This window comes from Alteromonas gracilis (assembly GCF_002993325.1).
Classification (GTDB): domain Bacteria; phylum Pseudomonadota; class Gammaproteobacteria; order Enterobacterales; family Alteromonadaceae; genus Alteromonas; species Alteromonas gracilis.
Genome location: NZ_PVNO01000005.1, coordinates 17,088 through 36,479 on the forward strand (window position 1 = coordinate 17,088; position 19,392 = coordinate 36,479).

The 19,392-nt window shown below is 44.3% G+C and carries 21 protein-coding genes; 17 read left to right on the top strand and 4 right to left on the bottom strand.

All coding sequences use genetic code 11. The annotated features are described in order from the left end of the window. The first annotated feature begins 52 nt into the window (after positions 1-52). The 3 genes from C6Y39_RS02805 to C6Y39_RS02815 are packed head-to-tail and all read left to right on the top strand — an operon-like array spanning position 53 to position 3,590. Positions 53-742 (top strand): YjbF family lipoprotein, encoded by a 690-nt coding sequence (locus C6Y39_RS02805; RefSeq protein ID WP_105929814.1) that lies wholly within the window; start codon positions 53-55, stop codon positions 740-742. Further along, positions 742-1,491, top strand: a complete 750-nt coding sequence (locus tag C6Y39_RS02810; protein ID WP_105929815.1) for a capsule biosynthesis GfcC family protein — start codon at positions 742-744, stop codon at positions 1,489-1,491. Before C6Y39_RS02805 ends, C6Y39_RS02810 begins: the two co-directional genes overlap by 1 nt. Then, positions 1,488-3,590 carry a YjbH domain-containing protein gene (locus C6Y39_RS02815; protein WP_105929816.1) on the top strand — a complete coding sequence of 701 codons (2,103 nt, stop codon included), beginning with the start codon at positions 1,488-1,490 and terminating at the stop codon, positions 3,588-3,590. The genes C6Y39_RS02810 and C6Y39_RS02815 overlap by 4 nt, the downstream gene beginning before the upstream one ends. A gap of 36 nt (positions 3,591-3,626) precedes the next feature. Here the strand turns inward: C6Y39_RS02815 and C6Y39_RS02820 are convergent, their stop codons facing one another. Next, positions 3,627-4,418 (bottom strand): glycosyltransferase family 25 protein, encoded by a 792-nt coding sequence (locus C6Y39_RS02820; protein ID WP_105929817.1) that lies wholly within the window; start codon positions 4,416-4,418, stop codon positions 3,627-3,629. A 384-nt stretch (positions 4,419-4,802) separates the two neighbouring features. On the opposite strand from C6Y39_RS02820, the gene rpmB reads away from it, so the two are divergent. The 4 genes from rpmB (at position 4,803) to mutM (ending at position 6,744) form a co-directional block, all read left to right on the top strand. Further along, positions 4,803-5,039, top strand: coding sequence for a 50S ribosomal protein L28 (rpmB, locus tag C6Y39_RS02825; RefSeq protein ID WP_012516576.1), 237 nt, complete (start codon positions 4,803-4,805; stop codon positions 5,037-5,039). An 11-nt stretch (positions 5,040-5,050) separates the two neighbouring features. Next, positions 5,051-5,206 (top strand): 50S ribosomal protein L33, encoded by a 156-nt coding sequence (rpmG, locus tag C6Y39_RS02830; protein WP_012516577.1) that lies wholly within the window; start codon positions 5,051-5,053, stop codon positions 5,204-5,206. A gap of 263 nt (positions 5,207-5,469) precedes the next feature. Further along, positions 5,470-5,934, top strand: coding sequence for a hypothetical protein (locus tag C6Y39_RS02835; protein WP_105929818.1), 465 nt, complete (start codon positions 5,470-5,472; stop codon positions 5,932-5,934). Then, positions 5,935-6,744 (top strand): bifunctional DNA-formamidopyrimidine glycosylase/DNA-(apurinic or apyrimidinic site) lyase, encoded by an 810-nt coding sequence (gene mutM, locus C6Y39_RS02840; RefSeq protein ID WP_105929819.1) that lies wholly within the window; start codon positions 5,935-5,937, stop codon positions 6,742-6,744. It begins immediately after the preceding gene. Between the two features lie 10 nt (positions 6,745-6,754). Here mutM and coaD read toward each other — a convergent pair whose 3' ends face one another. Together coaD and C6Y39_RS02850 are read right to left on the bottom strand one after the other, a co-directional pair. Beyond that, the gene (coaD, locus tag C6Y39_RS02845; protein WP_105929820.1) at positions 6,755-7,243 is read right to left on the bottom strand and encodes a pantetheine-phosphate adenylyltransferase; all 489 of its coding nucleotides are present in this window, start codon (positions 7,241-7,243) and stop codon (positions 6,755-6,757) included. Positions 7,244-7,351: 108 nt separating this feature from the next. Further along, a complete protein-coding gene (locus C6Y39_RS02850) occupies positions 7,352-8,077 on the bottom strand; it encodes a 3-deoxy-D-manno-octulosonic acid kinase (RefSeq protein ID WP_205664129.1) in 726 nt (241 codons plus the stop codon). Between the two features lie 93 nt (positions 8,078-8,170). Between C6Y39_RS02850 and C6Y39_RS02855 the strand changes: the two genes are divergently transcribed. The 8 genes from C6Y39_RS02855 (at position 8,171) to glpG (ending at position 17,053) form a co-directional block, all read left to right on the top strand. Beyond that, positions 8,171-9,175, top strand: coding sequence for a glycosyltransferase family 9 protein (locus tag C6Y39_RS02855; RefSeq protein ID WP_105929822.1), 1,005 nt, complete (start codon positions 8,171-8,173; stop codon positions 9,173-9,175). 89 nt (positions 9,176-9,264) lie between these two features. After that, the gene (locus C6Y39_RS02860; RefSeq protein WP_105929823.1) at positions 9,265-9,735 is read left to right on the top strand and encodes a hypothetical protein; all 471 of its coding nucleotides are present in this window, start codon (positions 9,265-9,267) and stop codon (positions 9,733-9,735) included. After that, complete coding sequence (locus C6Y39_RS02865; RefSeq protein WP_105929824.1) at positions 9,735-10,910, top strand: hypothetical protein; 1,176 nt, start codon at positions 9,735-9,737, stop codon at positions 10,908-10,910. The genes C6Y39_RS02860 and C6Y39_RS02865 overlap by 1 nt, the downstream gene beginning before the upstream one ends. A gap of 8 nt (positions 10,911-10,918) precedes the next feature. Next, a complete protein-coding gene (locus tag C6Y39_RS02870; RefSeq protein ID WP_105929825.1) occupies positions 10,919-13,363 on the top strand; it encodes a bifunctional diguanylate cyclase/phosphodiesterase in 2,445 nt (814 codons plus the stop codon). A gap of 151 nt (positions 13,364-13,514) precedes the next feature. After that, the gene (locus C6Y39_RS02875; protein ID WP_105929826.1) at positions 13,515-14,711 is read left to right on the top strand and encodes a glycine C-acetyltransferase; all 1,197 of its coding nucleotides are present in this window, start codon (positions 13,515-13,517) and stop codon (positions 14,709-14,711) included. Continuing rightward, positions 14,708-15,733 (top strand): L-threonine 3-dehydrogenase, encoded by a 1,026-nt coding sequence (gene tdh, locus C6Y39_RS02880; RefSeq protein ID WP_105929827.1) that lies wholly within the window; start codon positions 14,708-14,710, stop codon positions 15,731-15,733. Before C6Y39_RS02875 ends, tdh begins: the two co-directional genes overlap by 4 nt. Continuing rightward, on the top strand, positions 15,733-16,044 hold the full coding sequence (gene glpE / locus C6Y39_RS02885; RefSeq protein ID WP_105929828.1) for a thiosulfate sulfurtransferase GlpE: 312 nt from the start codon (positions 15,733-15,735) through the stop codon (positions 16,042-16,044). The genes tdh and glpE overlap by 1 nt, the downstream gene beginning before the upstream one ends. 145 nt (positions 16,045-16,189) lie before the next feature. Next, positions 16,190-17,053, top strand: a complete 864-nt coding sequence (gene glpG / locus C6Y39_RS02890; RefSeq protein WP_105929829.1) for a rhomboid family intramembrane serine protease GlpG — start codon at positions 16,190-16,192, stop codon at positions 17,051-17,053. Between the two features lie 221 nt (positions 17,054-17,274). Here the strand turns inward: glpG and C6Y39_RS02895 are convergent, their stop codons facing one another. Further along, positions 17,275-17,688 carry a flagellar basal body-associated protein FliL gene (locus C6Y39_RS02895; protein ID WP_105929830.1) on the bottom strand — a complete coding sequence of 138 codons (414 nt, stop codon included), beginning with the start codon at positions 17,686-17,688 and terminating at the stop codon, positions 17,275-17,277. Positions 17,689-17,835: 147 nt separating this feature from the next. Between C6Y39_RS02895 and C6Y39_RS02900 the strand changes: the two genes are divergently transcribed. After that, positions 17,836-18,405, top strand: coding sequence for a chorismate--pyruvate lyase family protein (locus C6Y39_RS02900; protein ID WP_105929831.1), 570 nt, complete (start codon positions 17,836-17,838; stop codon positions 18,403-18,405). Beyond that, positions 18,402-19,259, top strand: coding sequence for a 4-hydroxybenzoate octaprenyltransferase (ubiA, locus tag C6Y39_RS02905; protein ID WP_105929832.1), 858 nt, complete (start codon positions 18,402-18,404; stop codon positions 19,257-19,259). Before C6Y39_RS02900 ends, ubiA begins: the two co-directional genes overlap by 4 nt. Positions 19,260-19,392 lie beyond the last annotated feature (133 nt).

The window sequence follows — 19,392 nt, forward strand, 5'->3', positions numbered from 1 at the left end:
TTTTATTTATATAGCAAAATTATTTGTTTTTAGTTTTAGTCGGCGTACCTCAATGAAACTACACATTCTATCAGTCATTCTAGGCTTTCTTTGTTTTTCTCTCTCAGGGTGTTCAACCACAACACTCGCTTATTACAATACGCTCAAGCTCGCTTTGAAAGACCGAAGTGTCTCGTACACGGTCGAGGAAATAGCGGCGAGTAAAGCAGATATTATGCAAATTAAAGCGGGTGAACGAGATACTGCCTCGCTTGCATTAGCCTACATTGATGGTGACAAGTACAGATGGGTATCAGGTGACAGAGTAATTTTCACTATGCACCACGGCATTATCGTTAAAACAGAAGGCTTAGATAACGACCTTTATTACACAGGCAACCTGCAACATAACCCACTTGCAACCAATAACGTTTTACCGTTTAGCTGGGATCGCAAGGTTGATATTGCTGCTATTGGATATGGCATACCAATAGACTCATCGTGGAGAATAGAGGGAGAAGAGACTCGTGAATATCTTGGGTTTTCTGTGCCTGTAATCAAAGTTGTTGAGCACGTGTCATTTTCAGAATACACCCCTTTTATCGATGTGGGATTGTCTTGGGAAAATACTTACTTTTTGCATCAGTATTCGAAAGAGCTTTTGGCCTCAACACAGCAGTTTAGCCCCGAAGGGGATGTGTACGACATGGTCTACCTGAGTCGAATTGTGCGTGAAATGACTAAGCAAGGAGCGGCACAATAATGAAGTTTATCTCTTCGCTAATTGCTGCATTAGGCATTACTGCAGCGGGTTCACTGTATGCTGACGACAACATGGTTAGCATAATGATAAACAAGCAAACATATCAGTTTGACAGGCCTATAAGACTGTCTAGTGCACTATCTATTGTTGCCGACAATGGTGACTGGTATTGGCCAAGTGCATCTGCGTTTGATTTATCTAATTCTAAAGCGGAACGCGAGAAAGAAATTGCGTTGTCTGAAATTAGAACGCTTTTAGCTCAGTTTGATAAAGATTCTAAAACTCATGAAGCGCTTGAGAATTTGTACGAGCAGGTTGCGTCATGGACAGTGTCTACCCGAATCGACATGCCAATCTCCTACAACCGTGCTCGGTTATTCTTTGAAGATAACCCAATGTTCCAGCCCGGAAAATACTGGATTCGTTTAAATGGAAGACCGAATGTTGTGCATTTCTCTGGTGCAGTGGTAAAGCCCGGCGCTTACAAGCATCAAAGTGATACCTCGGTTTATACGGCAGTGCACACGGTTAAAAAGGCAGTTGATGCTGACAGAAGTCACGTTTATGTAATCGACCCAATGGGTAACATTGAAGAAAAAGGGATTGCTTACTGGAATTTAGACTTTGCCCAAATTATGCCGGGTAGTCAGGTTTATGTGCCTATATCTTCAGAGCTTTTCAGCGATAAACTTAAGCAATTAAATAAGCGCGTCGCCGCGTTAGCAGTACATAGGGTTCTACCTCAATGAGTGCGCCACAACTTTTTACTAAAAAAACACTTGCGCTCGTTATTGGAAGCGCACTTTCTTCCACCGCGTTTGCCGACACGCAAATTCAGGTTACGCCGTCGCAAATGGTGCAAGGCGGTAACGGTCTAATCCAAACGCCAACCGCTCGTATGCGCGATGAAGGTGGAATGGCAATTAACTATACCGATAACGGCGAGTACCGTTTTTGGTCGGTAAACATACAGCTTTATGATTGGATGGAGGCCACCGCTCGTTATACTGACGTGCGTACGCGATTATATAGCCAAGTAGACTCGTTCAGTGGCGATCAAACCCTTAAAGATAAGGGGTTAGATGTTAAATTCAGGCTGTGGAAAGAAAGTTACTACCTACCAGATATCAGCGTAGGCTTTCGGGATTTCGGCGGAACGGGCTTTTTTGAAAGCGAATACGTAAACGCTAGTAAATCTGTAGGTCCATTCGATTTTCACTTAGGCTTGGGCTGGGGATATTTAGGTACAGCAGACGACATTACTAATCCTTTTTGTGAAGTTAAAGATAGCTTCTGTGAACGTCCTGGCGGCTTTTCAGGCCGTGGCGGCAAGGTTGATTACGACCAATTCTTCAAAGGCACTACCGCCTTCTTTGGGGGAGTAGAGTATCAAACACCATGGGAGCCGTTAACGCTTAAACTAGAGTTTGAGGGTAACGATTACTCTCGTGACAGAGCGGGTCGTTTAGAGCAGGATTCTCGCTGGAATGTTGGCGCGGTTTACCGCTACAAAGACTTCGATTTCTCGTTGAACTACCAACGAGGGAATACGATTGGTTTTGGTGTGACCTATCGCTTTAATATGAATACGGCATCGCAGATAAAGTTTGATAAAGACCCGCGCAATTTGATGGGTAGAAACGCACCTTCTAATGTGAAAGACGTCGATAAACCTCGACTTTATAACGATTTGTATAATTCAGGTGGCTTTATCTTATCTGATGCTGAAATTAAAGAAGACAGCGCTATCTTTTACGGAACTCAGCTAAAATATCGTGACGAAGACGAAGCCATTGAACGTGTGGGTCGTGTCGCTGCCTCAGAACTACCTGACAGCGTAAAAACGTATCATATTATAGATAACCGCGGTGGTCTGCCGATGGTCGATACGCAAATAGATGCGGAAGCCTTCATCGCTGCAGCGCGATATGAGTCAGTGGACGCCGACATAAAAGAAACATATATAAGAACGTCACCATCTGAAGAGATTAGAGACGCGTACGATCCTGAAAATACATCAGGGATATTCTATGGCGCTGATTTCTTCTTTACTCAATCGTTTGGCAACCCGGAAGATTTCTTTTTGTATCAGACCGGTCTGCTGTTAAACGGTGGCTATGCCTTCAATGAAAACTTCTCGGTTATGAGTAGTGCGCGAGTCACGCTTCTTGATAACTTTGACAAGTTTAACTACCTAGTTGACGGCGAAGACGTATCGTTACCTCGTGTTCGTACACGGGTTCGTGAATACGTGTCTGAAAACGATGTGTGGTTAGACACGGCCATTCTGCATTACAAAGACAATGTCGCTGAGGATATTTTTGTACAGGCGTATGCTGGTTATCTCGAAACCATGTTCGCTGGTGTAGGTGGTGAAGTATTGTATCGCCCTGTTGATAGCAATGTTGCCTATGGCGTAGACATTAACTACGTAAAACAACGTGATCCTTACAGTCAAACAGGCTTGGAGGATTACGACACCATCACGGGTCACGCGAGCGTATATTGGCAGCCTGAATTCTTAGATGATACGCAAATTACTGTAAGTGCGGGTCAGTTCTTAGCAAAAGACAAAGGCGTAAATATCGACTACGCCAAGCGCTTTGACAGCGGCATTATCGTTGGAGCTTATGCCGCGTTCACAGATGTGTCTTCAGAGGAATATGGAGAAGGAAGCTTTACTAAAGGCTTTTATATTTCCATCCCAACAGATTTGTTCTTATTAGAACCGTCTAAAGGTCGTGGGTTATTCCCTTGGGTGCCTATTTCTCGCGATGGTGGGCAGTTATTGCGTCGTCCTTCAAGGTTAATAGACCTCACAGAAACCAGGTCACCTTTTTACGATTAAACAAAAAACGCCACAATGTGGCGTTTTTTTTTGCGTTTACTCAGCGTGTAATTGAAGAGCTAAGTTTCTAAGTTGCTTACTCACTTCGCTTTTATTGCGCAAATATTGATAACCTTGTTGTGAAAGCCTGCGTAGAGGACGTCTGTCGTCTTTTGATTTCTTACGGCACGCTATAGTGCTGTCACAAGTTACATCTTGCGCAAATGGATAAGGCATTAGTGATAAAACAGTAATGCCATGCTCCCAAAAATGTTGAATTTCTGTATCGCAAGGCCTGCCAAATTTAGTGGTAGAGGCGTAGAGCTTTTGCGCTCCCTTTTTAGAAATTGCTGTCGCTGCGCCACCACTCATTGGCTTTTTATGAACGACTAGATTGAATTCGTCGTTGATAAAAAATTGTTTGGCGATCGGCCGTGTTCTGTTTGCATAAGCGCTGAGTTTAACTAAATCCCACTCATGGGTAAGGCCATTTAGCGTGGCAAAAGCTTTGTGCACGTCGCCCTCTATGAGAAAGTCATCTTCTAAAACAATGCCGTAATCAGCATCTCCCTCGGCGATGCGACGCCATGCTTCACGATGGCTTAAGAAACAGCCAATTTGAGCAGGTGTCAAATTATAATAATAGCGAGCCTTGTTTAAATTAGGGCAGTAGTGCTCTAGGCAAGAATCCTCTGACAGCGAACGACCACAAATTGCAGGGACGCGCTCAAACAATATATTGTGTTTTTCCAAAAGCGCCCTAGATTTTTGAAGTCTCTCTGTACTTCTGTCTAAATTAATAAGGTAAACCGCGGGCATGGTTTGCGTGTTGTGTTTATGAGTGATCATAGATAGCAAAGTTGCTGATAACTACTACAGGTGATCCCTGATGCTAGAGTTCAAACATGACAAGATTGCTAATCTTTAGTGACATATTTATGTCTGGTGCGATTAATTAAGAATATAAATTTAAAATGCAAAGCGTTAATTTATTCGTAGCTTAACTTGCGAGAGAAAAGTACAATACACGCCACGAAAAAGAGTGTTGGTGGTATTTTGCGCAAAAATCGTACGTAAAAGTAACCTTTTTGTACTTTCTTATTGAAATGATCCTGCCTTTGCTGTATAAAATGCGCCCTCTAATTTATAGTAATACGTCATTTGACCCAACCACTGTTTGAGCGCTTGGGATTAACTGACGCGACAGTTATCGTTGTTCTGGAGACAAATACAATGTCAAGAGTATGCCAAGTAACAGGTAAGCGTCCAACGGTTGGTAATAACCGTTCACACGCACGAAATGCGACTCGTCGTCGCTTTTTACCAAACCTTCAAACACACCGTTTTTGGGTTGAGAGCGAAAGCCGTTTTGTAAAACTACGTTTGTCTGCTAAAGGCATGCGTATCATCGATAAAAAAGGTATTGATTCAGTACTAACTGATATCCGTGCCCGTGGTGAGAAAATCTAAGGAAGCCGACAATGCGTGATAAAATTAAACTAGTTTCTTCAGCAGGTACAGGTTTCTTCTACACCACTGATAAAAACAAGCGTAACATGCCTGGCAAAATGGAGATCAAAAAGTATGATCCCGTTGTGCGTAAGCACGTTATGTTCAAAGAGGCCAAAATCAAGTAATTAGCTTGCTTTTGTCTCCACGAAAACCCAGCTTTTGCTGGGTTTTTTGCTTCTACACATCTGCAAAACTTAATTTTCTAATAAGATCTAAGTAGATCCTTCTTAAAACGCCAAATAGATCGCAGTATAAAGTACGATCCACCATCTTGAAAAACGAACGGGTTACCCTACTGACGACTTTTATGGAATTGAATTAGCGTCTGTTCGAATGAGGTATTAGTATATGGCGATATGGATTACTGTAATTTGGATGGGTATAAAGCGTGACTAGACTCTCCCAGCGAGCGATGAATAATGTTGTAATAATCGCTATGCTTATAATGATCGCGCTGTTTAATCTAGACAGTCTCCGCCCTAAAAGCAATATTGTGCAGACCCGCAGTTTACTGCCAGAAGATGCTTACGTATTAAAAATAGAGCACGATGGAAACAGCCTAGAGCGAGTAGGGCAGCAATGGCGTCAAAAGGGGCAAATTAACAACTTAACCACGGCCCCGGATATGCAGTTCTCTCACTGGCAGCGCGGCGTATTAACACCGGCAACTTCTATTCCTGAAGCGTTATCCGACGTTCAGCCTTATATCATTGTTGTGTGGTTGGCGGGTGACGCTAACGGCCTTGTATATGCCATCTATCCAAATACTTCACCGACAGTGATCAAATTTGAAAATAATTGGTACACATTAGCCAATACAGAACTTGATAAACTTTTACCCTGGATTGAATGAATGCCTGAGTTACCGGAAGTTGAAGTGAGCCGTTTGGGCGTTTCTCCACATCTTATTGGTAATACGATTACCGAAGTGGTGGTTCGTGAGCGAAGAATGCGCTGGCCAATACCCAACGAGGTGTCCCTCGTTGAAGGACAGAAGGTTACGGCCGTTAAACGCCGAGCGAAATATCTACTCATTGAAACGGCTACTGGTACGCTAATCTTACATTTGGGCATGTCGGGCAAGTTGCGGGTCATTGATGCATCGACACCGGTAATCAAACACGATCACGTAGACATTGTTTTAAACACAGGCAAATGTTTGCGTTTGAACGACCCTAGGCGCTTCGGTGCAGTGTTGTATCAGGCTCCTGATGCACAGGTTGCTATGCTCGATAACTTGGGGCCAGAGCCACTTACAGACGATTTCGACGATGAACGCTTGTTTACGTTATCGCGTAACCGAAAAGGCCCAGTCAAAAATTTTATTATGGATAATGCTATTGTTGTGGGTGTGGGAAACATCTATGCAAACGAAGCATTGTTTTTGGCCGGTATAGATCCGCGACGAGCCGCTGGCAATATAAGCGCAGCCCGCTATAAAGTGCTCACTGCAAAAATTAAACGAGTATTAGCCAAAGCCATTGAGCAAGGTGGAACCACCTTAAAAGATTTTGCGCAGACCGATGGTAAACCAGGCTACTTTGCGCAGCACCTTAACGTATATGGACGCAAAGGCGAACCTTGTGAGGTGTGTGGTAAGGCAATAGAAAGCAAGGTCATTGGGCAGCGCAATACATTCTTTTGTACCCGCTGCCAACGCTGATTTTAGACGCTTAGTCTTTTTTACCCAGTCTATCTCTTAACGCTTGCTCTACAACCGGATGACAAAAACCGTTTACCGCTCCTCGATGCAATGCAACTTCCTTAACCAATGTAGAAGAAATAAATGAGTTTTCTTCTGCAGGCGTTAGAAACACGCTTTCAAGCTTGGGGTTCAAGCGTCGATTCATGTTTGCTAATTGAAATTCATACTCGAAATCAGACACAGCCCGTAGACCCCGAATTAAAATAGTAGCATTTTGCTCGTCGGCAAAATCAGCGAGCAAGCCGGTAAAACCAACGACTTCCACATTGGGTAAATCGGCGGTGACCTTCTTAATCATTTCTACGCGTTCTTCTAACGTAAATAGCGGCTTTTTACTTGGATTAGACGCAATAGCTACAATGACGTGGGAAAATAGCTGCGATGCGCGTTCGATGAGGTCGGCGTGCCCATTAGTAATTGGGTCGAAAGTGCCTGGATAAAGTGCTCGTGTGTGCATAAGGTAAAATCTTATCGTTGTAGGTGATTTATGTGTTGACCGTGGTTAATGTAGCATAATAATCACGGAAGTAGAGCGCTGCTAGCAAGACTGCCACATAAGCACATACTAATTAGCGATGGTGGCTTTATAACCTTCCATACACCAATGCCAATGTATCTCTTCCCAATGAAAAACCGTATTTTTACCTTTTTCTTTTCGTAAAGATCGCAATAAACGGTCTAAATTACTTTGTTTCCAGTGTTCACCTTCTCGTTTATAACAGCGGTCAAAATCGATAAGCCATATCTGCTTGTCATCATCAATCATGATATTTCGGACATTAGCATCGTGGTGATACACCTGACAGTTATGCATGGCCGCAAGCGCGTGTCCTACTTTGTGCCACTCCTCTTTTTGAAGGGATTGATGGCAAAGCACATGATGCAAATCCCGGCTATTAGGGATGTTCTGCGTAATGAGATCGCCGCGATAAATGAGGCCTCTGCGATGAATGCGTGCGGCCACCGGAACAGGAACTCGCAAACCTTGGGCCTGCATAAGTTCAAGTAGTCTAAACTCTTCAAAGGGACGTGAACGTTCCACACCAAGAAACACGTATTGATCGCTAAGTATTTTGCCAACCAACCCACCGCGCTTAAAATGACGTAAAACCCACTGTTGGCTCTCGTGCTCAATAAAGATGGTGGTACCGCGCCCTTTCGCCTGACCGGTTACTTTGCTCTGCGCATGCCAAAACTCGGGGTTAAACATATCTGTGTTGGGCTGCGTGACTAAAGTGTCGTCGAAAATAAAGTGGTGTCCAGCACCGATGTCTCGTCGTATTGTCGCCATGTTGCCCACAACTTATGGTAAATTTCACATTCTAACGATTTATTTTAGTTTTTCAGCAACGAGAGAGCTTCTGTGGGAAAAAAGATTTGTTTAATGCGCTTATCAGCCATAGGTGATGTGTGTCATGCCGTCGCCATGGTCACTCGAATTCAAACACAGTGGCGCGATGCTGAAATCACATGGGTTATTGGAAAAGTGGAGTATCAGCTGGTTAAGCTGATGCCAAATATACGGTTTATTATTTTCGATAAATCACAGGGAAAAGCTGCCGTTGAATCGTTAAAGGCTGCCGTGGCAAATGAGACCTTTGATGCGCTTTTGATGATGCAGGTGGCCTTGCGCGCCAATATGGCGTCGCGAGTGATTAACGCAAAACAGCGCATTGGGTTTGACTGGGCCCGAAGTAAAGAATTGCATTGGTTGTTTGCCAATAAGCGTATTGCCGCAACAAAACACGCTCACGTTCTTAAAGGTTTTATGGACTTTGCCGATGCATTAGGCGTACCTGAGTCAGACTCATTGACGTGGAATATACCTGTAAGTCCAGAAGACGAAGCATGGGGGGCTGAGCAGGCCAATGTACTTGGGAAATATGTGGTTATTTCTCCTGCCGCCAGCAAGGCTGAAAGAAATTGGTTGCCACAGCGATACGCAAGTATCGCTGACTATATCCAACAGGCGGGAGTCAGCGTGATATTATGTGGCGGTCCAGGAAAATTAGATCGGCAAACCGCCGATGAAATTAAAGCTAACGTAAAATATCCGCTAAAAGACTTTACTGGGCAAACGTCATTGCATCAACTCCTGATGCTGTTAAAGCATGCCCACCTTGTTATCGCTCCTGATACAGGACCTGCCCACATGGCGACGACCGTTGGTACACCTGTGATAGGGCTTTATGCGCACTCTAATCCACGACGTACAGGACCTTATTTAGATCTCGATAAGGTAGTGTCGGTATACGACGAGTGTATCGAAGCGCAAAAAGGGAAGTCGTGGGAAAATCTTCCGTGGGGAGCGCGTGCTAAAGGCAGTGCATTAATGGAAAAAATTTCAGTAGAGATGGTGAAGAAGAAAGTTGAACCATTTATCCGGTGATTTACTTTGTTGTAAGGTAAAACAATCAGCTATTATCTACACTTAGCTTTGCAAAGTGTACCTCCGACATAACAGGGAGTCGTTACTGAATGAAAAAGCCAGCGTTGCGGTGGCTCACTCACTTGCTTGCTTTAAAGAAGCTTAAACTTGTGCTGCTTATAATAGCAGGGCTGGGTTTAGGTGTGCCTAAAGCTTATGCATCAGAGCTTAACGTCATGGTTAACGAAAGTGTTATGATAGCAAAGCTAAGCCGTTCTGAGCTTCGCCAAATTTTTACGGGGCAGCGTCAATATTGGGACGACGGCACTAAAATTACCGTATTCGTACTTCAAGACAGAGACGAGCTGCATAAACAGTTTTGTCGCGACATACTTCAAATGTTTCCCTATCAATTGTCTCGCTTGTGGGACCAAATCACCTATTCAGGTCAGGGAGTTACGCCAGTGAGAGTAATCTCGTATCAAGCGTTAATTGACGCATTAGAAAATACCCCTGGCGCTATTGGTTATGTCGAGCGCACTGATATTGTGAAGCTAAGACGGGTAGAGGTTAATTTATAATGAAAAAATGGTCTGTGTTCGCGTTATGGTTCGCCAGCTTCAATACCTTTGCCTCGTCCTCCGACTTTTCTTGGCATGGTTATATTTCCCAAGGTATTACCCAGTCAAAAGACAGCAGTTTTATCACCGATAATGACGATGTCACAGGGGAGCTTACTGAGATTGGACTCAATGGCTACTATCAACTGGCTGAGAATATCTCTATTGCTGGACAAATTAACTACCTAGATGGTGGCAATCGATTTGAGCAAGGGGTTCGTCTCGATTACTTGTTTGTAGATTGGAAACTGCCAAACTTACCCGGCGGGTGGCGTGGCCAAATCCATGCAGGTCGCTTTAAAAATAGGCATTGGCTGTACTCGGTAACGCGAGACGTACCGCAGACACGCTATACTTCCGTACTTCCTCAATCGGTCTACTTCGATGGCTTTCGAGATGTCGCCCTTGGCAGTAACGGAATCCAAACAAGCTTTTCCCACTTTGGAGAAGATAATATCTGGGAACTGAACTGGAGCTATGGACGGTCGAATATCAATGACTCGCAACGAGACTTTTTGCTAGGTGAAGAGGCCAAGGGAAAAATAAAACAGGATTTCGTTCATCAAGCTAGCGTGTTTTGGCAGCCGTCATCAATGACATGGAAGCTAGGTGCAAGCTGGTTAAATTCAGATTTTCGATATATGCCTTCTGAAGACGACAATCGGCTCGCCGGTGGGGCAAACATTGAACGAATCATGCTCTCAGGGCAATATTTTGCCGAAAGTTGGGAAATCTCTGCTGAACTAATCAGAGAAGCGCAAGACAGTCAGGGCCTATTCTCTCCTAACTTTGTTTCAAAACGCACAGGTGAAGGCGGTTTCGTTCAATTTAGGTATTTGTTTAACAACGACGTAAGCGGGCTTATTGGCTATGATACATACGTTAATGACACGTCAGACAGAAACGGAAAACAATTAGAGGCAATGTCTGGCGGATTAATACCGGCTTATTTTGGCTATCAGGATACCTATACATTAGGGTTGCGTTGGGATATTGCGCCGAAATGGCGACTACAAGGGGAATATCATTGGGTTGAGGGAGCGACACGTGTGGTAAGTTTGTTGAATATAGATGTTGCATCCCATGCTGACAAAGATTGGGAAATGTGGTCTTTGCAACTGATGTATTGGTTTTAAGGGATAAAATGAAGGTTCAGGTATCTTTTACTACCAAAACCATCCTCATCTTGCTGGCAATGGTTTTAACCGTTGCTATCGTTATATCGGCTGTTTTGATCCAAGAATCTGACGCTCGCGTGCTACTTCAGCAGCGCGAGGGTCAAATAGCCAACCATCGTCGCGTCCAGCTTTTTGAAGACATACTTCACGGACGTATGGTCACCCTTATCGACCTCATTAGCCGAAGAAATGATGCCTACACAACTAGCGTAGATGAACTACAACAGTCGTTAAGTAATCTTAATGAATATCTCACCTTAACGTACCAAGTTGAGTCGCTGTTGTTATTCGACGAAAGCGGCGTGGTAGGGAGCCCTGGCCGTGCTGTTGATACTAAAATTAAAAACCTCGTAGATACCACTCGAGCCACCTTTGAAAGTCGTTCGCTATTGACGTGTGACAATGTGTGTACTCACCACATTTCAATTCCGGTTATGGCTGATAGTGATGTTATTCCTATCGTTGTTGTATCAACATCCATGCGTGAATTACTCTATTTATTCAGCCGCGCAACGGATGTGCACAAAGTGGCCATCGTTCAAGCAAGAGAAACACAGAATAAATCGGTAGCCCTTACAATAGCTAGCCAAGTCTCCGCAGCAAACCGTCAGTATCTGCAGTCGCTTTTCAACGCTTTGCCACCGGCGTGGCGTATTGATAATTTGGTGATAAAAGGGCTCAACACAGAGCTTGAAAATAAACAACTGCTAGTGAGTTTGTTGCCGTTTGAACATGCCACGGGCGACCGGCCTTATTTGCTGATAGTACAAGATGTATCTGCCACCGTGCGTCAAAATGAGCAGTATCAATATGTAGTTATTTCAAGTGCGACCGCGCTTTTCTTAGTTTTTTCATCGCTCCTTTATCTGTTCTTAAATCAATATCGCACTCGGCTTTTAGGCATAAGCGAGCGGTTACCGATGTTAGCTGAGCACAAATTTAGTGAATTTTACACCAGTGCGGCTAAGCGCAGAACGTCTCCTATTTTCAAACTGACTGATGAGCTAGATGTTGTAGAAGAGGCGGCCAACGACCTAGCCCGTCAACTCGAAAGCTTTGACGGTCAAATGGCCATCAATACCGCGAAACTTGAAAAAATGGCTATGTTCGATGTGCTTACAGGCTTGCCTAATAGAAATATGCTGACCTTTCAAATAGAGAAGCAGCTGGCGGGTTCTATCCGAGACGAACGGTTAGTGGCACTTATGTTTATGGACTTGGATGACTTCAAAAAAGTGAATGATAGTCATGGTCATGATGTGGGCGATAAGTTATTAAAAGCTGCTGCAATGCGCATTTCTCGGCCCATTAGAGAATCTGATATCGCTTCACGATTTGGCGGCGATGAGTTCGTTATTTTGTTATCGAATATTGAAAGCAAGAAGCACATTGATAAGGTTGCGCAAAAAATTATCGACGAGTTCAAAGAGCCGATAATGGTTGATGGTGTGACGTTTTATGTCTCTATCAGCATTGGTATTGCCATAACCAGTCATGCACGAGCCACACCTGTTGAGCTCTTACGCCACGCTGATATTGCTATGTATGAAGCCAAAGCCAAAAAAGGCGCAGCGTTTAGAGTTTATGATGCCACCATGAACCTAAAAGTCATGCAAAAGGTGGAATTAGAGTCTGAGGCGAGAGAAGCACTTAGAGACAACCAGTTCAGCCTGGCGCTTCAGCCTCAAATAGAAATGCATACAGGTAAGTTAGTAGGGTTTGAAGCGTTACTGCGTTGGTGCCATCCAACCAAGGGTCAAATCTCACCGGCGGAGTTTATTCCGTTGCTTGAGAGTACTTCGTTTATGCTTGAATTAGATTACTGGGTTATAGCACGTTCAACCCATTTAATTCGCGAGTTTAAAAACAATGGATATGCGGATATCAAGATTGCAATTAACTTGTCAGCAGGCCAATTTCTTGATCCCACGCTGCCTGAATTTTTGCAGCAGCAGATCATCAAAAACGACATAGCGCCAAACCAAGTGTGTTTAGAGTTGACTGAAACCGTGCTCGTTTCTGACATCAAGCGTGCAACCAGCATTATGAAAACCATTCAAGACATGGGATGTATGCTTGCCATCGATGATTTTGGCACCGGCTATTCATCGCTAAGCTATTTAAAATCGTTGCCCGCAGACTATATTAAGATCGACCGTTCATTTGTCGCCAACATCGCCAGTAGCGCCGACGATAGGAATATAGTGCACTCCACTATATCTATGGTGCGTAACATGGGCATGCAGGTTGTTGCAGAGGGTATAGAAACCAGTGAGCAGTATGAACTGCTGTGTCGTTTTGACTGCGATATTGGGCAAGGCTACCTCATTAGTAAGCCGGTATCAGAAACAGATATATGGACCGTGCTGGACAGCAAAGTAGAGTACAACCTTTGGAAAGACTTCGCGTAGCAATGCGTTAGCAGATGTCTGTACATTCAAGTGTGTTGAATAATTTACAAACTTAGTCGAAAAACCCATTAAATACAACGCATGGGTGTATACCCTTCAACCTGCTTTCATTACACTACAGGTTTTTATATACCTACACTCGGAGAATGGCATGTCTGCGGCATTTATCTCTCATTTGCAATCGCAAATTGAAGCCACGAAAGAAGATGGTTTGTACAAGAAAGAGCGTGTTATCACGTCGCAACAACAAGCGGATATCGGTGTTGCTGGTGGCGAGCACGTTATTAACTTCTGTGCAAACAATTACCTTGGTTTAGCAAACAATGAAAGCTTGATAGAAGCGGCTAAAAACGGCCTTGATAGCCATGGATTCGGTGTAGCTTCCGTACGTTTCATTTGCGGTACTCAAGACATTCACAAAGAACTTGAAGCCTCCATTAGTGACTTCTTAGGCACTGAAGATACAATTCTTTACCCTTCGTGTTTCGACGCAAATGGCGGTTTGTTTGAAACCCTGCTTGGTCCTGAAGACGCTATTATTTCTGATGCATTAAACCATGCCAGTATTATTGACGGCGTGCGGTTGTCTAAAGCGAAGCGTTATCGATATGCCAATAATGACATGGCGGCGCTAGAAGAACAGCTCAAGCAAGCGAATGCTGATGGCGCGCGCTTTAAGATAATTGCCACAGACGGTGTGTTCTCAATGGACGGTGTAATTGCCGACCTTGCCTCAATATGTGACCTAGCTGACAAATACGATGCCATGGTAATGGTTGATGACTGTCACGCCACAGGTTTTCTTGGTGAAAATGGTAAAGGAAGCCACGAATACTGTGGCGTAATGGGCCGTGTAGACATTATCACAGGTACTCTTGGCAAAGCGCTAGGCGGAGCGTCGGGCGGTTACACGTCGGGCAAGAAAGAAGTGGTTGAATGGTTACGCCAGCGCTCTCGTCCTTACCTTTTCTCTAACTCTGTAGCGCCACCTATCGTCTCTGCATCACTTAAAGTGTTTGAAATGATGAAAGACGGCGATGAGCTTCGCGCTAATCTATGGCGAAATGCCAACCATTTCCGTAACCGTATGGAAGAGGCGGGCTTTACGCTTGCAGGTAAAGACCACGCGATAATCCCAGTTATGCTAGGCGATGCGCGTTTAGCAAGCGAAATGGCAGACAAGCTGCTTGAAAAAGGCATTTACGTTATTGGTTTCTCATACCCAGTGGTGCCAAAGGGGCAAGCTCGAATTCGTACCCAAATGTCAGCAGGCCACAGCTTAGAGCACGTTGATAAAGCTATTGATGCGTTTATCGAAGTTGGTCGTGAAATGGGAGTGATTTCATGAAGTCTCTAGTTAAAGCGAAAGCAGAAAAAGGCATTTGGCTTCAAGATACGCCAAAGCCTGAAGTTGGCCATAACGACCTGCTGATTAAAATTCGCAAAACCGCTATTTGCGGTACCGACATGCACATATACAACTGGGACGAGTGGTCGCAAAATACGATCCCAGTACCAATGGTAGTGGGTCACGAGTATGTAGGCGAAGTGGTCGGCATGGGCCAAGAAGTAAAAGGTTTCAACGTTGGCGATCGCGTATCTGGTGAAGGTCACATTACATGTGGTCACTGCCGTAACTGTCGTGCTGGGCGTGTGCATTTATGCCGTAACACTGAAGGTGTAGGCGTTAATCGTCCAGGCGCTTTTGCCGAATATTTGGTAATTCCTGCGTTCAACGCATTTAAAATACCAGACAATATCAGTGATGATCTCGCGTCCATTTTTGACCCATTTGGAAATGCAGTCCACACGGCATTAAGCTTTGATTTAGTGGGTGAAGACGTACTTATTACTGGTGCTGGTCCAATTGGTATCATGGCAGCGGCAGTGGCAAAGCACGTTGGCGCACGTCACGTTGTTGTCACCGATATTAATCCATACCGTCTTGAACTTGCTAAGAAAATGGGCGCGACCCGCGCTGTTGACGTCAGCAAAGAAGATTTAAAAGATGTGATGAACGACCTGGGTATGACAGAAGGCTTTGACGTAGGCCTTGAAATGTCAGGGGTGCCTGTTGCGTTCAGAGACATGCTTAACAAAATGAACCACGGCGGCAAAATAGCGATGCTAGGTATTCCGCCACAAGACGTGGCTATTGACTGGAATCAGGTTATCTTTAAAGGCTTAGTGATAAAGGGTATCTACGGTCGAGAAATGTTTGAAACCTGGTACAAGATGGCAAGCCTGCTGCAAAGTGGTTTGGATTTATCACCCATTATCACCCATACCTTTTCTATTGATGACTTTCAGAAAGGGTTTGATACCATGGGGTCAGGACAATCAGGTAAAGTTATTCTGGACTGGCAATAATGACAACATTTACACACATTAGCGTAGACGATGTGGCAAATTTTCAAGGCGACGTCGCCATTGTGGACATACGCGATCCTCAATCATTTGCTAATGGGCATATGCCGAATGCTTCGCCGTTAAACAACGACAACTTTGCTGCGTTTATCGAGCAGACGCCTAAAGACATGCCTGTGGTGGTTGTTTGCTATCACGGCGTAAGTAGTCAACAGGCTGCGCAGGTAATAGCTCAGCAGGGCTTTGAAACCGTCTATAGTATGGATGGTGGGTTTGAAGCTTGGCGATTAGCTAACCCGGTAGAAACGGCCTAATCATTTAACAAAGGTGCACAATGTGCACCTTTGTTTTATGCTTTTCACACGTAATACATTCCAGTATAAAGGTGTTATGTATTACACCTTCATTCAACGTTATATCGCGTTAATTCATTTCATGCTTCAGGGTAACAAGTAGCTTATGGGCCATCCTTTAATTGCGTTTAATCAACAAAGTCCCGCGCACCTTCTGGCTAACTACCTAACCAGCCAGAGTATATCGGCAACGGTAATGCAGAGTGATAAAGAGTTTGTTGTTGTGCTTGATGATCATGCACATGTCGATCGCGCAAAAGTTATTGCAGAAGACTTTTTGTCAAACCCAACTCATCCTAAATATCAGCAAGCAGCCTGGGACAGTGGTAAAAATGTTCAGTTAGCGCCTTCTGGTAGCGGCTTCTCAGTGAAAAACATCATTAACGATGCAATAAAAGCGCCTTTTACCTCAGTCGTGTTTCTTCTTTGTGTTGCGGTTTATACGTTGTCGTTATTAGGGCTATTTTCGCCTATTGCACAACATCTGCTCATGCAGCCATTCTCAGTCTTATCGGAAAATCATGAGTGGTGGCGACTGCTGGGACCAGCGTTTATTCACTTCTCAGCATTACACATTATATTTAACCTGCTTTGGTGGGGCATGCTAGGCGCCAAGATAGAACGTACGCTTGGGGTGAGTATGCTACTTATCGTGTTCTTAGTCTCGGCAACTATTTCAAATGCCGCTCAAGCTATCTTTAGCGACCCGGTTCAGGCTAATTTATATTTGTTTGGCGGACTTTCGGGGGTGGTTTATGCCGTAATGGGCTTCGTGTGGTGGTTGGGCTGGTTACGACCAAGCTGGGGCTTGTCGTTACCAAACTCGATAGTTGGCTTCATGCTGGTATGGTTAGTTTTAGGTTACGCTGACATTCTTTGGGTAAATATGGCAAATGCGGCACATACGGCGGGTCTTATTTCAGGCTGTTTACTGGCAGGGGCGTTAAGCTTAGGCTCTGAAAAGCGTTAGCAATAGCAAACCGTTATCAGTGACGTCTATTACGAATGGGTAATTTTACAGTCAAAGGCTGAAGCAATCCTATCTATGCGGACTGGTATAAGCTTCAATAGATACAAAAAAGCGAGCTCAATGAAAGCTCGCTTATTTATACACTCTTGAAAATAGCTCAATAGCTCAATAGCTCAATAGCTCAATAGCTCAATAGCTCAATAGCTCAATAGCTCAATAGCTTAACCGCCTTGATAAAGGTACTTCGTGAAGATAACGTTTTTCACCACTTCGCCACCGGTTTCTTGAAGCATGTGTTCTTGAAGAGCTTTCAGAATAGAGCGACGGATGTCTTCACGGCCGGTAAGTGATTTGACCTTTTCCGCTGGCTGTTGGCCGAATATCTCAATTGCTGTCGAACGCAGCAAAGGTAGATGGTGCTCGGCAATTTCCAATTGACTCACATCGTTGATCATCAATTCCACAGATACGCGAACGTAGCCTAGCTTTTGTGCACTGTCGCTAATGTAGTTTGTAACAATTTCTGGCTCTAAACTTAAATAGGCAAAATTGGATTTATCTTGAGCCACTGCCGCGTTACTGCAGATAACCAACAAACCAAGTGCAAAAACACGTAAAACTAACGACTTAAGCATAGTGAAGTCCGGAACACCAAAGTTAAAAATTCTCTAGTAGTTTAGCAAAACTCAGATTAAACACACTACTGCAAAAGTTTAACCTAATGAAAATATTTGAATATGACGTGTTATCATACTAACAGATTCATTATTCGGGTTTTTCGTGTGAGTTTTAATGCCACTTTTCCAGTGGGTCTGCCGGTTAATTGGCAAGCACCGTCTGACGTCACAATTCCTCATTTACAGCTTAACAGCTGGCTATTAGACACGGGTTCACTTACCGAGCGTGTGCAATCATCAAGCGAACATTTTGCGTTAGAGCTACTAGGTCAACAAACTCAAACCCCTCATAGTAACGAACTGTCTCTTTTGCACGTTAACGGTCAAACCAGCTATCAAGCCCGGGAAATATTGCTGTGTGGCGATCACACCCCTTGGGTATTTGCGCGCTCTATCATTCCCCAAGCATTTGTTGATAGTGAGTTATCGAACCTAGGTCAAGAGCCGTTGGGAAAGCGTCTTTTCAATGATGCGCGCTTTATCCGCTCTGCTTTTGAAGTATGTCAGGTTTCGGCTTCGCAATTTGGTATAAATAGCAATGAAACTTTGTGGGGTAGACGGTCGTTGTTTACGTTAGACAGTTACAGCATGATAGTGGCCGAGGTTTTCCTTCCGGCTTGTCCGGCGTATCGTCAGCCCGCGGGCAGTAACATACAAAGCGAAAAACAATTATGAAACACAATTGGAATGCGTACGCGCGACTCATGCGCTTAGATAAACCCGTAGGTATTTACTTACTGCTATGGCCAACCCTGTGGGCGCTTTTAATGGCTGCTCAGGGTTTGCCGTCGTTAGGTATAACGCTAATTTTTGTAGCTGGCGTTATCGTTATGCGTTCAGCAGGCTGCGTGATTAATGACTATGCAGACAGAAAAGTGGATGGAAGCGTAAAGCGCACGGCGCAGCGACCGTTGGCAACCGGAGAGGTCACATCTAAACAAGCGCTACAGCTATTTGGCGTGCTTATCGCCATAGCATTTGTGCTTGTGCTGTTTCTCAATTGGCAAACCATTGCGCTGTCGGTTATTGCTTTGCTCCTGGCTGCAAGCTATCCCTTCATGAAACGTTATACCCACTTACCGCAGGTGGTTTTGGGGGCCGCCTTTGGCTGGGCCATTCCTATGGCTTTTATGGCAGTGTTGGAAAGTGTACCTACCTACGCGTGGTGGTTGTTCGTTGCCAACTTACTATGGACAGTAGCGTACGACACTATGTACGCCATGGTAGACCGCGACGACGACCTGCAAATAGGTGTTAAGTCTACCGCCATATTGTTTGGTAAAAACGACGTGCTGATAGTCATGCTGCTACAAGCCCTGGCGCTAACCATTCTATGGTTTATAGGCTGCGCTATTAATGCCACTTGGCCTTACTATATCGCCGTTCTGTTTTCGGCTTTACTATGTGTGCGTCAATATCAACTTATTAAACGCCGCCAGCGTGAAGGCTGCTTTACCGCGTTTATCGAAAACCACTATATCGGCTTAGCCGTTACCCTAGGTACAGCACTTCACTTTTATTTGGTTTAGTAAGGTAAAACTTATCAACAACATTGGTAGCTATTTAGCGCTAGTATAATTTTTATAAATTACAGCGCTAAAAGCCTGCTTCAACCTGTACCAAAGTCCCCTTTTTCCTAATCGATAGCCTGTTTAAAGTGTT